Below are 13,428 nucleotides of genomic sequence, written 5' to 3'. Positions count from 1 at the left end.
ATACGATTCAGCCCGGCTTGCTTTTTTACATTTACAAAAAGACAAAACAACACGCCGCTATGATTGTGGGAAACAATGCGTATACAAAGAGCATTAACGGATTGATGGATTGATGTTCGAATGTGTTTTTCAACAACGAGAAACTGACCGGATTGGGCGCATTGGCAATCACTGTCAAACCGCCGCCAGTCACAGCACCTGCGACCAGGGCGTATTTGCTTGCGTCAGAGAGATCTTCTACAAGAGAACCCAGATAAGTCAGAGCCGCATTGTCGGTAATGGCGGTCAATAATGTCGCGCCGGTAAAAAGCATGGCACTGTTCAAGCTTGACAAAATCGGTTCAAGCCACCACTTTTGCATGCCGCCCAATACGACCAGACCAGCTAGGAAGAACGCCACCAGGAGCCCTTCCCGCAACATCAACGGACTCTGATAACGGTGGTAAGCTTCTGTAAAACCGAGAAAAAACAGGAACAGCCCCATGAAAACGACTGGATGGTGACTGAAAAGGACAACAAGCACCAGTGTCGTTAAATGAACAAGCATGACAAGAAGAGGAACGCGCCCGATTTCGTAGTCATCTTTCAAATCATCCATCGAAAGCAGGACTTTCCGGAAAACCCAGGAGGCAATCACGGCATTGATGAAAACGGCCAAAGCGGCTTTCCAGCCGAACATGCTCAGCATGAAATCCAGTCCCCACCCCCACTTGCCGGCAACCATCAGTACCGGAGGGGCCGCATAAGAAGTCAGGACGCCACCGATCGATACATTCACCAGCAAAATGGCGATTGTAGAATATTTCATTGTTTCCGGAATCTTTTTCGAGAAATAACGATCTCTCAGGATAATCGCTGCCAGTGTCATGGCAGCCGGTTCTGTAATGAAGGAACCCAGTAAAGGAACGATGGAAAGCGTCAGAAAGTAATACGTAATCGTTCCCGGCAATGGTATCAGCCGTTCCAGCGTATCGATCAAGAGCTGTGCAGCCTGGAGAATGGGTCGGGTACCTGCAATGACCAAAATAACAAAAACAAACAATGGTTCCGTGAAATTGCGGGTATCGAGATATTCCACAGCGCTTTCATAGCCGCCGATAAGCGCCATGAATCCAAGGAGAATAAAAGCCCAGAACCCGAATACCACTTCAACTTCGCCCAGCATCAGCCACAAACCGGCATGACGGCTATCCTGATGGGACAGCCTGACAAAATATTTTGTTGAAAACGTATGGATTAGCGCCAGAAAAAAAAGCGCGGCACCAATATATTCAATCCAGGGTGTGTGACTCATGTTCGGACAGGTTATTTGGTCAAAAAGCGGATCGTGGTTTGTCGCTTATCCCGGATTTCCGCATTTTTGATGGGCAAAAACGACAGACCGTTCTAACGACCGGTGTTCGATCGGTTTGATCGAGCCTAGCAGTTTACCATTATCTTGCTTTGAAGCGATATCAATAGCATCATTATGTATTAGTCTGCCTGAACAACCACCAAGTTCCTTTCTATTTTAGCGACCATGCTTTCCGAATTCGACCTCATCGCCAAATATTTCACAAAACCCGTTACGAACGCATCGCTTGGAATCGGTGACGATTGCGCTCTCTTGCGGCCGACGCCCGGCACCCAAATGGCCATATCCAGCGATATGCTGGTATCGGGAACCCATTTTTTTCCCGATACCGACCCCAGGCAGCTTGGCCACAAATCTCTGGCGGTCAATCTTTCCGACCTGGCTGCCATGGGCGCCGAGCCTGTCGCTTTTACGCTGGCGCTGGCTTTGCCGGAACCGGACGAAGCCTGGCTAAAACCCTTTTCGGAAGGTTTGTTTTCTCTGGCAAATCTTTGCCAATGCGAACTGATCGGCGGCGATACCACAAGAGGGCCTCTGAATATCTGCATTACGATTTTCGGACAAATTCCTCTTGGCCAGGCCTTGCGAAGAGACAAGGCCCAACATGGAGACGATATATGGATTTCAGGAACTATCGGCGACGCCCGGCTCGCTCTGGCACACTGTCGCCATGAAACCGTTTTAAGTGAAAACGAATTCAATATGGTACTGCAGCGTCTGCAAACGCCGATCCCCCGAATTGCGCTAGGCATTGCGCTCAGAAAAATCGCCAACGCTGCACTGGATCTTTCCGACGGCCTGCTAGGCGACCTGAGTCACATACTTGACGCATCCCGGGTAGGCGCTACCCTGAATATCGACGCCCTGCCCATCAGTTCGGTTCTGGAAAAACAGCCGGAAGCGTTCCGTTTGCAATGTGCACTGGGGGGAGGAGACGACTATGAATTGTGTTTTACGGCTCCAATAGCGAAACGCGGTCGTGTTCTGGAAGCATCCGAAAAGACAGGCGTTCCTGTAACCCGCATCGGATTCATTGAAAAAGAACCGGGATTGCGCCTCTGCAATACGCAAGGCGAACTGCAACATTTTTCCCATCGCTCATTCGATCATTTTTTAACGTCAAAAAAATGAAGCTTTCAAACACAGGCAGACCCGACATTCCGTTTTTGCTGTCCCATCCTTTTCATCTGGTTTCGCTGGGATTCGGAAGCGGGCTTTCCCCGGTCATGCCAGGGACGGCCGGGACCCTGTTTGCCTGGATAAGTTACGATTTGCTGACTTTCTTTTCCCCGGCGGTCTTTACGCCTTTGACGTGGGGAATTGTCTGTTTCGCCGGGTTCATGATTGGAATCAAAGCTTGTCAGGTAACGGGCACTGCACTGAACAGCCCGGACGATGGAAGTATGGTATGGGACGAGATAATCGCTTTCTGGCTGATCCTGTTACTGTTAACACCGGCCTCGCTCTTCACCGAGTGTGTAGCCTTTCTCGTTTTCCGGTTTTTTGACATGGTAAAACCGCCACCTATCCGGTTTTTTGATGAACGCATTCACGGTGGTTTTGGTGTTATGCTGGACGATATTATTGCCGCTTTTTTCACCTTGCTGGTTTTCGCTTTATGGAAAACCTGTTTCGTTGCCCCTTAAATTTTTTACGGAATAGCCATGACGAAAAATCCTTTTGAACTTGCCCAATACGCTGGTACCCTGCTTTCGCAGAAAAAACTTAGACTGGTCATTGTTGAATCCTGTACCGGTGGAGGCCTCGCCAAACTGGTAACCGATATTCCCGGCGCTTCGGAATGGTTCGAATGCGGATTGGTTACCTATTCAAACGAATCGAAAACAAAACTGGTGGGTGTTCCGGAAGAGCTGATCACCCAGCAAGGCGCTGTTAGCCAGAAAGTGGCACTTGCCATGGCCAAGGGAGGATTGAACGCTACCCGCGGCGACATTGCCCTTTCCACAACCGGTATCGCAGGCCCGAATGGCGGCTCACTTGAAAAACCGGTCGGGACGGTATGTTTCGGCTTCGCTACCCGGACTGGTGTTTTCAGTACTGACAAGCGCCAGTTCGGCGGCAACCGTTCAGAAGTCAGGGAACAAAGTGTTATACACAGTCTGCGGTGTCTCTGCCATTATCTGGAAACGGGTCATTTCTGAAAAGCGCAAAAGCCAGCAAAAAGCCCGGTATGCAACCGGGCTTTTTTTGTTTCAACCGCAACGCTTATTTCAGCGCGGCTTTCAACGTCTTGCCGATTTCGGCAGGATTACGGGTTACGGTGATACCACATTCTTCCATAACAGCCAGTTTTTCCTGCGCCGTACCTTTGCCGCCAGAAATAATGGCGCCGGCATGGCCCATCCGTTTTCCCGGAGGCGCTGTAACACCCGCGATAAAACCGACAACCGGTTTTTTCATGTTTTCCTTGACCCAAAGGGCAGCGGTTTCTTCATCGTTGCCACCGATTTCACCGACCATAATGACAGCTTCGGTTTCCGGATCGTCGTTAAACATTTTCAGAACATCAATGTGCTTCAAACCATTGATCGGATCACCACCGACCCCGACAACGGTTGATTGCCCCAAACCGAATTCAGCCAGCTGGCTGGCTGCCTCATAAGTCAGGGTACCGGACTTGGAAACGACACCGATGGAACCTTTCTTATGAATATGGCCCGGCATGATGCCGATTTTCAGTTCGTCCGGAGTGATGATGCCCGGGCAGTTCGGCCCAAGAAGAATGGTATTTTTACCCTGCATTTTATAGCGGGTACGCAACATGTCTTCCACCGGAATGCCTTCGGTAATGCAGATGACAAATTCAATACCGGCTTCAACCGCTTCGTCAATAGCCGCCGCAGCAAACGGAGGCGGAACATAGATAACGGAAACATTGGCGCCCGTCTGATCTTTGGCTTCCTTGACCGTGTTAAAAACCGGCAGATTCAAAAAGGTCGTACCGCCCTTTTTAGGAGTGACGCCACCAACATAGCACTCTTTACCGAAAGCATAATTCATGGACATTTCAGTATGGAATGCACCGGTTTTACCGGTCAGGCCCTGAACGATGACCCGGCTGTTCTTATTAATCAGAATAGACATATTAGTTACCCTTTGCTGCGTTAACCGCCTTCAATGCAGCATCAGCCATGCCGCTGGCAGAGATAATCGGTAAACCGGACTTGGCCAGAATTTCCTTGCCCTGATCGACATTGGTGCCTTCGAGACGAACAATCAGAGGCACTTTCAGTTCAACCTGTTTGGCTGCGGCCACAATACCTTCCGCAATAACGTCACATCTCATGATACCGCCAAAGATATTGACCAGAATAGCCTTGACATCCGGATTGGACAGCATGATCTTGAATGCTTCGGTGACTTTCTCGGTCGTAGCGCCACCGCCGACATCCAAAAAGTTTGCCGGAGCGCCGCCATACAGCTTGATAATATCCATAGTAGCCATGGCAAGCCCTGCACCGTTAACCATACAACCGATGTTGCCATCCAGCGAAATATAGGTCAGATCGAATTTCGATGCCTGGATTTCGTCAGGATTTTCTTCGTCCAGATCGCGCATTGCCTGAATTTCAGGCTGACGATACAAGGCATTGGAATCGAAGTTGAATTTCGCATCCAGCGCGATGACCCGATTGTCACCCGTCAACACCAACGGGTTGATTTCTGCCAGCGAAGCATCGGTTTCAACGAATGCCTTGTAGAGTCCCTGCATGAATTTGCAGGTTTCTTTTACGGCCGCTTCCGGCATGCCGATCTTGCGAGCGATGTCTTCACCTTCCGCATCGGTCAAACCGCTTGCCGGATCAATGAACACTTTGTGGATCAGCTCAGGCGTATCGCGTGCAACGTCCTCGATATTCATGCCGCCTTCGGAAGAAGCCATCAGAGCGACACGTTGTGTTGCACGATCAACAACCATCCCGACATAAAATTCTTTCTTGATATCCGCGCCTTCTTCAATCAGAAGACGTTTGACAACACGTCCTTCCGGGCCGGTCTGATGCGTTACCAGAGTCATACCCAGGATTTCCGTTGCGTATTTTCTGACTTCATCGATAGATTTAGCCACCTTGACGCCACCGCCCTTGCCGCGGCCACCTGCATGAATCTGGGCCTTGACAACCCAGAGATTGCCGCCCAGTTTTTCTGCGGCTTCGACAGCCTCGTCGACAGTAAAACAGGGAAATCCGCGAGGAGTGGTCACTCCATATTTACGTAAAATCTGTTTTCCCTGATATTCATGAATGTTCATACTTGTCCTTCAAAAAGAATGGATGGGTGGTGGTTTTTCCACCCATCCTGCTAAATGCCTAATGAATCACTTCATTAAAACAATTGGCCCACCCTTATTTTTTCTTTTTCGCGGGTACTTCGAAAGCGCCACCTGCTTTCAGTTCGGAAATTTTCTCTGCCGAGAATCCGCAAACTTCTTTCAGGATTTCTTCCGTGTGTTCACCCAACATCGGCGCCGGCGTGATCTTGTCTACGATGCCTTCGGACATCTTGACCGGCATACCTACTGTCCAGTAGTCTCCTTCCGGATGGCCTTCGACTTTGACGATCATCTGACGATGACGTGCATGTTCGTCTGTCATCAGTTCTTCTGTCGACAGCACCGGACCACATGGAATGTTCTTTTCGTTGCAGTAGGCGGTGAATTCGGTCTTGGTGTAGTTCTTCGCGAAGTCCGCTACCATTTTCCACAGGGTGTTCTGGTTCTTGCGACGTTCTGCCAGGGTGGCAAAGCGTTCGTCTGTTACCAGCGCTTCGTCTCCAATGGCTCTTGCAAAGATCGGCCAGTTGGCTTCCTGCACGACCAGGTAGACGTAGTCGTTGGTTCCAAAGGGTTTGCACGGAATGCAGTTGCCCAGCTGGCCACCACCCGAGTCGTTACCCGCACGCGGTACGGCGGTCAGTCCCAGGGTCGGACGGCTGTATTCTGCCAGCGCGCCTTTGCCTCCCATCAGACGTCCCTGGTCGCGGAATTTGACGCGGCACAGGTTCATGACGGATTCCTGCATGGCGGCTTCGACTTCCTGACCTACGCCTCCGTTGTGGGTGCGGTGGTACAGCGCAGCGCAGATGCCGATGGCCAGGTGCAGGCCGGTTCCGGTGTCACCAATCTGGGCACCGGTGATGGTCGGCGGGTTTTCCGGGAAACCGGTACAGGACATGGAACCACCCATCGCCTGGGCGATCGGCTCGTAGGCTTTGTAGTCACTGTAGGGACCAGAGGATCCGAAGCCTTTGATGGAGGCGTAGATGATGGCCGGGTTGATTTCGTGGATCTTTTCCCAGGTGTAGCCGAATCTCGCCAAAACGCCAGGCCCAAAGTTTTCCATGATGACGTCGCATTTTTTCAGCAGCGCTTCGAAGATTTCACAGCCCGCTTTGCTTTTCATGTTGGCTATGATCGAACGTTTGTTGCTGTTCAGCATGGTGAAGTACAAGCTGTCTTTGTTCGGATCGTGACGCAGCTGTTTACGTGTGATGTCACCTGTCGGATTCTCGAATTTGATGACGTCCGCTCCCATCCATGCCAACAACTGCGACGATGTCGGGCCGGCCTGTACGTGGGTCATGTCCAGAATTCTTACTCCGGATAATGCTTTGCTACCCATATTTCTCTTCCTCCAATGTTATTGGTCTGTCTTACTTTTTTCTGGCAAATGCCAGCTTTCCTACAACGAGGAAAAAGTTCCCTTTTCCCTACGCATTCTGCACTGTTACCGGCTCGCCAGACGGGCTTTGAGGCGAGCTTTCGTTCCGGGCGACCACTCCTGTGGATCCACCCAGACATTGATAACGGCACACTTTCCTGTTTTCGCAACCGCTTCGCGACCGCGACGCAAGGCTGGTGCGATATCGCCCGGACGGTGAACTTCTTCTCCATACCCGCCCATCATTTCCGCAAATTTACCATATGGCAAGTCACTTAACAAATTGCCAACGTTACCGCGATCGCCATATTTGGCCAATTGGGCATAACGAATCTGGTTCATGGCGGAATTATTGCCGACAACCGCCAGGTAAGGAACCTTGAACCGGTTGGCCGTTTCCATATCGAACGCGGTCATGGAAAAAGCGCCATCCCCATAGTAGCACACGACCTCTTTCCCGGGAGCCGCCAGTTTGGCGCCTATGGCAAAGCCGGTTCCCACCCCCAGACTTCCCAAAGGCCCCGGATCCATCCATTGTCCAGGATTACGCGGGCGAACCGCCTGTGCCGAAATGGTAACGACGTCGCCTCCGTCACCGATGTATACCGTGTTTTCATCAAGAAATTCGTTCAGTTCGTAAGCCAGCCTATAAGGATTGATCAGGCTGTTTTCCGATTTGAACAAAGGCATCAGTTTTTCAAGCGCTTCTTTCTCCGCGTTGCGAAGTTCTTTTATCCATTCGGCGCGTCTGGATTTTCCACCCTGTTCAACCCTGCCGGTAACAGCATCGATAACAGCCCTGAAAATAGTCCCGGCATGACCGAGCAATCCCAGCTCTATATCCCGATTTTTTCCGATTACCGCATAATTCTGGTCGATCTGCACCACTCTGGCTGCCGGGTTCAGCAATTTGCCATACCCCAGCCGGAAGTCGAAAGGCGCCCCAACGACAAGAATGACATCGGCTTCTGCCAATGCCTTGCTGCGGGTTCTGTCAAATGAAAAAGGATCGTCATTTTTAAAGATTCCACGCGCAGCGCCATTGGTATACGCGGGAATGTCGAAAGTTCTGATCAGTTCACGCGCTTCACGATGACTTCGCCCATTCCAGACCTGACTGCCAAACAGGGCAGCAGGTTTTTGTGCATGGACAAGGATATCGGCCAGTTTCTCGATTTCTTCCGGCGCGCACATCACTTTATTTGAACAACGATAATGGCCGGCTGCCGGAATAACGCAATTCTTCTGCTCGACAGTGCGGTCAAGAAGATCGCGCGGGATTTCCAGATACACCGGGCCGGGCACTTCTCCCCATGCTTCGCGACAGGCCATGGAAACCATGTCGGCAATCCGTTCGGTTGAACGGACGCTCGTTGCCCATTTCGTTACTGGCGACATCAGCCGGACATGGTCGAATTCCTGCAGGGATCCTTGCAGATGCTGGATAGTAGCACCCTGACCGCCAATGTGCAGCAAAGGGGTTTCCGACTGAAGCGCTGTAGCCAGGCCGGTGATGGCATTGCAACATCCGGGGCCGGCTGTCGTGACAAGGCATCCTGTCCTGCCTGTCTGACGCGCATAACCGTCTGCAGCATGCGCTGCCACTTGCTCATGACGAAAATCGATTATCCGGATCCCTTCACTGACACAACCATCGTAAATATCGACGATATTGCCACCGGACAAAGTGAAAATGGTATCGATGCCTTCATTTTTGAGTGCCTTTGCAACTAGATGGCCACCTGAAATGGTACCTGTATTCGTATTCCGGAATTTCAGTGAATCGTCTGTTGTCGCACTCATGGATTGTTTTAATGGAAATCCGCTGTCAATTTCAAACCAATCAGCATCGTCGCTTATCTTTTTTTGTTCCGTCAATTTCCGGAAACCGGACACGACGTTTCAAGTCTGCAAAACCACTTTTTACAGGCAGGTGAAGTGACATACCAACTTTTTAAGCTAACGATTATCATAGCTTCTCCGGTTAAAAACCATGCTTGACCACAGTCAATTTTTACATATCCATGCACCAAATCGCAGTCTGTCCGGAATTGACGGATTCTACTGCTTGCCATTTTCTTTTCAATCTTTCATGATGGACACTCGACAGGATGTTTTTATGTGTATATTGCTATCAACCCTGAACGCCAGATATGCTCATGCATCGCTTGGTTTGCGTTATCTTATGGCCAATATGGGTGACCTCCAGAAGCAGACGAAACTGCAAGAATTCGTGATTGGCGGAGATATTGCCGTCATTGCAGAAAAAATCCTTTTACAAAAACCTGCCATACTCGGACTCGGTGTTTACATATGGAATGTCGAAGACACCACAAAACTTGTCGCCCTGCTCAAAACAGTAGCGCCGGATATCCGCATCATATTGGGCGGCCCGGAAGTATCGTATGAAACGGCACATCAACCTCTCACGGAGCTTGCCGACTATGTCATCAAAGGCTGGGGAGAAGTTACCTTGCCTTGGCTCTGCCGGAATATTCTGGAAAACCGGCGTCCGGCAAATAAAATTCATGAAGGTGTCCAGGCGGCGCTGGACAGCCTCATCATGCCCTACTCTTTTTACACTGCAGAGGATATCGCTCATCGCACTCTCTACGTCGAGGCGTCACGAGGATGTCCTTTCCGCTGTGAATTCTGCCTTTCTTCACTGGACAAAACAGCATGGACTTTCGATACTGAAAAGTTCCTGCATGAGATGGAAACCCTTTATCAGCGGGGCGCCAGAAGTTTCAAATTCGTTGATCGCACTTTCAATCTGAACGTCAAAAGAAGTCTGCAAATCCTCCACTTTTTTCTGGAAAAGCTGGAAAACGAATCCGGAAATCCCATTTTCGTCCATTTTGAACTGGTGCCCGATCATTTGCCGGACGCGCTTAAAGACGCCATTTCCCGATTTCCACCCGGAACATTGCAACTGGAAATCGGCGTGCAGACCTTCAATCCGGAAGTTCAGGCAAACATCAGCCGGAAACAGGACAATAAAAAATCGGAAGAAAATCTTCGGTGGCTAAGCCGGCATTCTCATGCGCACCTGCATGCCGATCTGATTGTCGGGTTACCGGGTGAAGACATTGCCAGCTTCGGCAGAGGATTCGATCGCCTGGTCAGGATAGGCCCCGATGAAATCCAGGTCGGCATTTTGAAACGACTGCGGGGAACACCCATCCTGCGGCATACAGACGGTTATGAGCTAACGTTCGACCCGGCGTCTCCCTATAGCGTCTTATCCACGGCGGATATCGGATTTAACGACATGCAACGCTTAAAACGTTTTGCCCGTTATTGGGATCTCATCGCCAATTCCGGGCGATTCGTCAAAACCTTGCCTTATATTTTGCAGGATGAACCATTTGCCAGATTTCTGGCCCTGTCTGACTGGATATACGAAAAAACGAATGCCATGCACGGCATTTCTCTGGAAAGGCTCGCCTCACTGATTACCGAATGGCTGTCCCTGAACGGCGAAGAGGTATCGGTTGCAAGGACAATTGTCGGCGCCGATTTCATCCCGCGCAGGCAAAGAAACAAAATGAAGGCAGCGCAAGACGTTTCATCCATCAAGGCGACACCGATCCGGCAAACCCGGCATATGGCAACCGGCTGATCTGTCGTATCTGACGGCGCTTTCCTATTTGAGCCAGCCTCTGCGACGGAAATACCAGAAGGGCGCCAGTGCGCTCAACAGCATCAGTACCAGCGCAAAAGGATAGCCGAAATCCCAGCTCAGTTCGGGCAGAATACGGAAGTTCATTCCGTAAATACTGGCGATAAGCGTCGGCGGAAGGAAGGCGACACTGGCCACAGAAAATATCTTGATGATCTTGTTCTGGTTGATATTGATGAAACCGACTGTTGCATCCATCAGGAAGTTGATCTTTTCAAACAGGAACGACGTATGCCCGTCCAGCGATTCAATATCGCGAAGAATCTGCCGTGCCTCCTCGAACTGGTCGGAATCGAGCAGGCGTCCCCGCATCAGGAAGCTGACGGCACGACGCGTATCCATCATGGTTCTGCGGATACGCCCGTTAAGGTCTTCTTCCTTGGCTATCGTACTCAAAGTCGCTGCTGCATCCTGGTCGGTAAATTCCTCCTGCAATACCTTGCTGCTGACTTCTTCAAGATTTCTGTAAATGCCTTCTAGCGCATCGGCCGAATACTCGGCATCGGTAGCATACAGATCGAGCAGCACATCTTTGTAATCTGTAATGGAACCGGGACGCGAGCGGGCGCGCATTCTCACCAGCCTGAAAACGGGAAGATCTTCCGCATGCATGGAAAACAGGATATTACGCGCCAAAATGAAAGCGACTGTCACTGTCTGCGAAGGCCCTTCGTCGTCATCGATCCGGAAATCCGTTCTCAGATGAAGATCGCCATTTTCCGCCTCATAATAACGGGCAGAAGCTTCGATGTCCTTGACGTCGTCTTCATCCGGCATGGTCACGTCATATGTACTTTTGACCCATGATCGTTCTTCCTCTGTCGGGTCTGTCATATCCACCCAGACAGGCGCCACATTTTCAAGATCGGATTTTGAATCGATCGGCACTTGGTTCAAACGACCGTTTTGAAGTACGAAAACATTGATCATGGAGATAGTCTTTCAGACGCGTTACAGGGTGACTGCCGGCGGAATCTATGATGGATGGATCACATCATGCTCATATCACTATTTTATGACTAAAACGGAAAGCGATTGTGGCTTTCACAGGCAATAAAACTGCCGCCTAGCTGAAAATAGCGCAAGTGTACTGATAACGAATAGGACAGGCAAGAACTTCCGGCATTCCTGACAAGTCTAACGCGGCACATCCGCCGACCCCATCCGTCTTAGAATCAGCGCCGTCCGGTGCATCAGGTATCCCGAATTCCGGTGAGTATCGAAATAGCGCGGCTTCGGCAACATGGCGGCAAGCCGTGCTGCCTGTTCCGCACTCAGTGAAGAGGCCGATGTACCGTAGTAATGTCGTGCTGCCGCCTCGGCGCCGAAAACGCCCGTGCCGAATTCGACCAGATTCAGATAAAGCTCGAATATCCGTTCTTTTTCCATCCAGAATTCCAGCATGTATGTGATAATGATTTCCTGTCCTTTTCGGAAATAGCTTTTGCTTCCAGACAAAAAGAGATTTTTGGCCAATTGCTGGGTAATGGTCGATCCACCCGCCACTATTTTCCCCTTCCGGCTGTTTTTCTCATACGCTTTAAGGAGCGCGTCCCAGTCCACTCCCTCATGATCCGTGAAATTGGCATCTTCGGACGCAATAACCGCCCGTTTCAAATTACGCGAAATCCGTTTGTAAGGTATCCACTTGTGCCTTAATTTGGCCTTGGGATTTTTTTCCCGCAAAACGGACAGTTGCTGCCGCATGAAACTGGTTGATGAAGGATTGTGATGAACCCACCAGCCTATCTGAAAGAAAAAGTACAACTGGAACGCCAGAAACAGGCCCAGGGGTATCCATACTATCCACCGCCAGTATCTTCGAAACAGGCCGACCAGTTTGTCCATGAAAACTACCGCCCGAAAAATGCAAAAACGGGTTTGGTATCGGGCCGGACACCACGCCACACACAAAACGATTCAGCTGCCTGTTCAACCAGCATGCCGAAACCGTCCCTGACCTTTGCGCCATACCGGTTTGCGAAAGTCATGAATGGAGTAGGATTATCAGCGTATACCAAATCCAGCGCGAGCGTGTTTTCCTGAAAAACGGCAGAAGGAACGGGTGGCATGGCATTTTGCAATCCGGCTGAAGTTGCGTTGATGACAACATCAAAGCGTTCTCTCAAGGCGCCATAAGAAGATACGGCAATCTTTCCATAGGCAGAAAACCGGCCTGCCAGTTCCCGTGCCTTGCTTTCGTCCAGATTGGCGATATGGATAAAATCCGGTTTCCGCTCAAGCAGGGGCAACATGACGCCATACGCCGCGCCACCGGCCCCCAGTAACAGAATACGGGAACCGGACAATGACAGGCCGGCATTTCGCGTTATGTCGGCGACCAGTCCGGCGCCATCAGTGTTGTCACCGTAAATTGCCGCGCCATCGAAACGCAAGGTATTGACGGCTCCCGCCATTTTTGCCCGCAGAGTCAATTGCGAGGACAAGTCGAACGCTTCGAATTTGAAAGGAACCGTCACATTCATTCCATGCCCGCCTTCCCCGGCAAATCTCATGACAGTTGTCTTGAAATCATTTAAAGGAGCGAGCAGGCGCGTATATTCGATATCCTGTCCCGTCTGTTGCGCAAAAAGGGTATGTATTTCCGGGGACTTGCTGTGTCCAACCGGATTTCCGACAACGGCGTAACGATCACTCATTCTTTATAAACCGATTATAGAAATTTCTTCAAATTAGCGAAAAACCCATCT

Annotated in this window: 12 protein-coding genes; 4 read left to right on the top strand and 8 right to left on the bottom strand. The window is 50.5% G+C overall.

What is annotated here, in order from left to right:
* Positions 1-31 precede the first annotated feature (31 nt).
* Positions 32-1,294 carry a putative Na+/H+ antiporter gene (locus tag OFAG_RS01615; RefSeq protein ID WP_005877991.1) on the bottom strand — a complete coding sequence of 421 codons (1,263 nt, stop codon included), beginning with the start codon at positions 1,292-1,294 and terminating at the stop codon, positions 32-34.
* Between the two features lie 225 nt (positions 1,295-1,519).
* On the opposite strand from OFAG_RS01615, the gene thiL reads away from it, so the two are divergent.
* From thiL to OFAG_RS01600, 3 genes are read left to right on the top strand one after another with little or no spacing between them, the layout of a single operon-like run.
* Positions 1,520-2,485 carry a thiamine-phosphate kinase gene (gene thiL / locus OFAG_RS01610; RefSeq protein WP_005877993.1) on the top strand — a complete coding sequence of 322 codons (966 nt, stop codon included), beginning with the start codon at positions 1,520-1,522 and terminating at the stop codon, positions 2,483-2,485.
* Positions 2,482-3,000 (top strand): phosphatidylglycerophosphatase A family protein, encoded by a 519-nt coding sequence (locus OFAG_RS01605; protein ID WP_020994722.1) that lies wholly within the window; start codon positions 2,482-2,484, stop codon positions 2,998-3,000. The genes thiL and OFAG_RS01605 overlap by 4 nt, the downstream gene beginning before the upstream one ends.
* 18 nt (positions 3,001-3,018) lie before the next feature.
* Positions 3,019-3,516 (top strand): CinA family protein, encoded by a 498-nt coding sequence (locus tag OFAG_RS01600; RefSeq protein ID WP_005878005.1) that lies wholly within the window; start codon positions 3,019-3,021, stop codon positions 3,514-3,516.
* 64 nt (positions 3,517-3,580) lie between these two features.
* On the opposite strand, the gene sucD is transcribed toward OFAG_RS01600, so the two are convergent.
* The 4 genes from sucD to OFAG_RS01580 form a co-directional block, all read right to left on the bottom strand.
* On the bottom strand, positions 3,581-4,459 hold the full coding sequence (gene sucD / locus OFAG_RS01595) for a succinate--CoA ligase subunit alpha (RefSeq protein WP_005878006.1): 879 nt from the start codon (positions 4,457-4,459) through the stop codon (positions 3,581-3,583).
* Position 4,460: 1 nt separating this feature from the next.
* Positions 4,461-5,627 carry an ADP-forming succinate--CoA ligase subunit beta gene (gene sucC, locus OFAG_RS01590; RefSeq protein WP_005878007.1) on the bottom strand — a complete coding sequence of 389 codons (1,167 nt, stop codon included), beginning with the start codon at positions 5,625-5,627 and terminating at the stop codon, positions 4,461-4,463.
* Positions 5,628-5,721: 94 nt separating this feature from the next.
* Positions 5,722-6,996, bottom strand: coding sequence for a formyl-CoA transferase (frc, locus tag OFAG_RS01585; RefSeq protein WP_005879067.1), 1,275 nt, complete (start codon positions 6,994-6,996; stop codon positions 5,722-5,724).
* 105 nt (positions 6,997-7,101) lie between these two features.
* Positions 7,102-8,838, bottom strand: coding sequence for a thiamine pyrophosphate-binding protein (locus tag OFAG_RS01580; protein ID WP_005878009.1), 1,737 nt, complete (start codon positions 8,836-8,838; stop codon positions 7,102-7,104).
* Between the two features lie 316 nt (positions 8,839-9,154).
* Here OFAG_RS01580 and OFAG_RS01575 point away from each other — a divergent pair, with 316 nt between their 5' ends.
* The gene (locus OFAG_RS01575) at positions 9,155-10,657 is read left to right on the top strand and encodes a B12-binding domain-containing radical SAM protein (RefSeq protein ID WP_005878010.1); all 1,503 of its coding nucleotides are present in this window, start codon (positions 9,155-9,157) and stop codon (positions 10,655-10,657) included.
* 24 nt (positions 10,658-10,681) lie between these two features.
* Here OFAG_RS01575 and corA read toward each other — a convergent pair whose 3' ends face one another.
* The 3 genes from corA to aroE all read right to left on the bottom strand — a co-directional run bounded on the left by corA (position 10,682) and on the right by aroE (position 13,377).
* On the bottom strand, positions 10,682-11,647 hold the full coding sequence (corA, locus tag OFAG_RS01570; protein WP_005878011.1) for a magnesium/cobalt transporter CorA: 966 nt from the start codon (positions 11,645-11,647) through the stop codon (positions 10,682-10,684).
* Between the two features lie 207 nt (positions 11,648-11,854).
* Positions 11,855-12,565, bottom strand: coding sequence for a monofunctional biosynthetic peptidoglycan transglycosylase (gene mtgA / locus OFAG_RS01565; protein ID WP_020994721.1), 711 nt, complete (start codon positions 12,563-12,565; stop codon positions 11,855-11,857).
* A 5-nt stretch (positions 12,566-12,570) separates the two neighbouring features.
* Positions 12,571-13,377: a shikimate dehydrogenase gene (gene aroE, locus OFAG_RS01560; RefSeq protein WP_005878013.1), complete on the bottom strand. Its 807-nt coding sequence runs from the start codon at positions 13,375-13,377 to the stop codon at positions 12,571-12,573.
* Positions 13,378-13,428: the final 51 nt, after the last annotated feature.

It is taken from the genome of Oxalobacter paraformigenes, from assembly GCF_000158475.2.
GTDB lineage: Bacteria > Pseudomonadota > Gammaproteobacteria > Burkholderiales > Burkholderiaceae_D > Oxalobacter > Oxalobacter paraformigenes.
The sequence above is the reverse complement of the archived record's forward strand: the minus strand, read 5'-3'. Positions and strand labels throughout refer to the sequence as shown.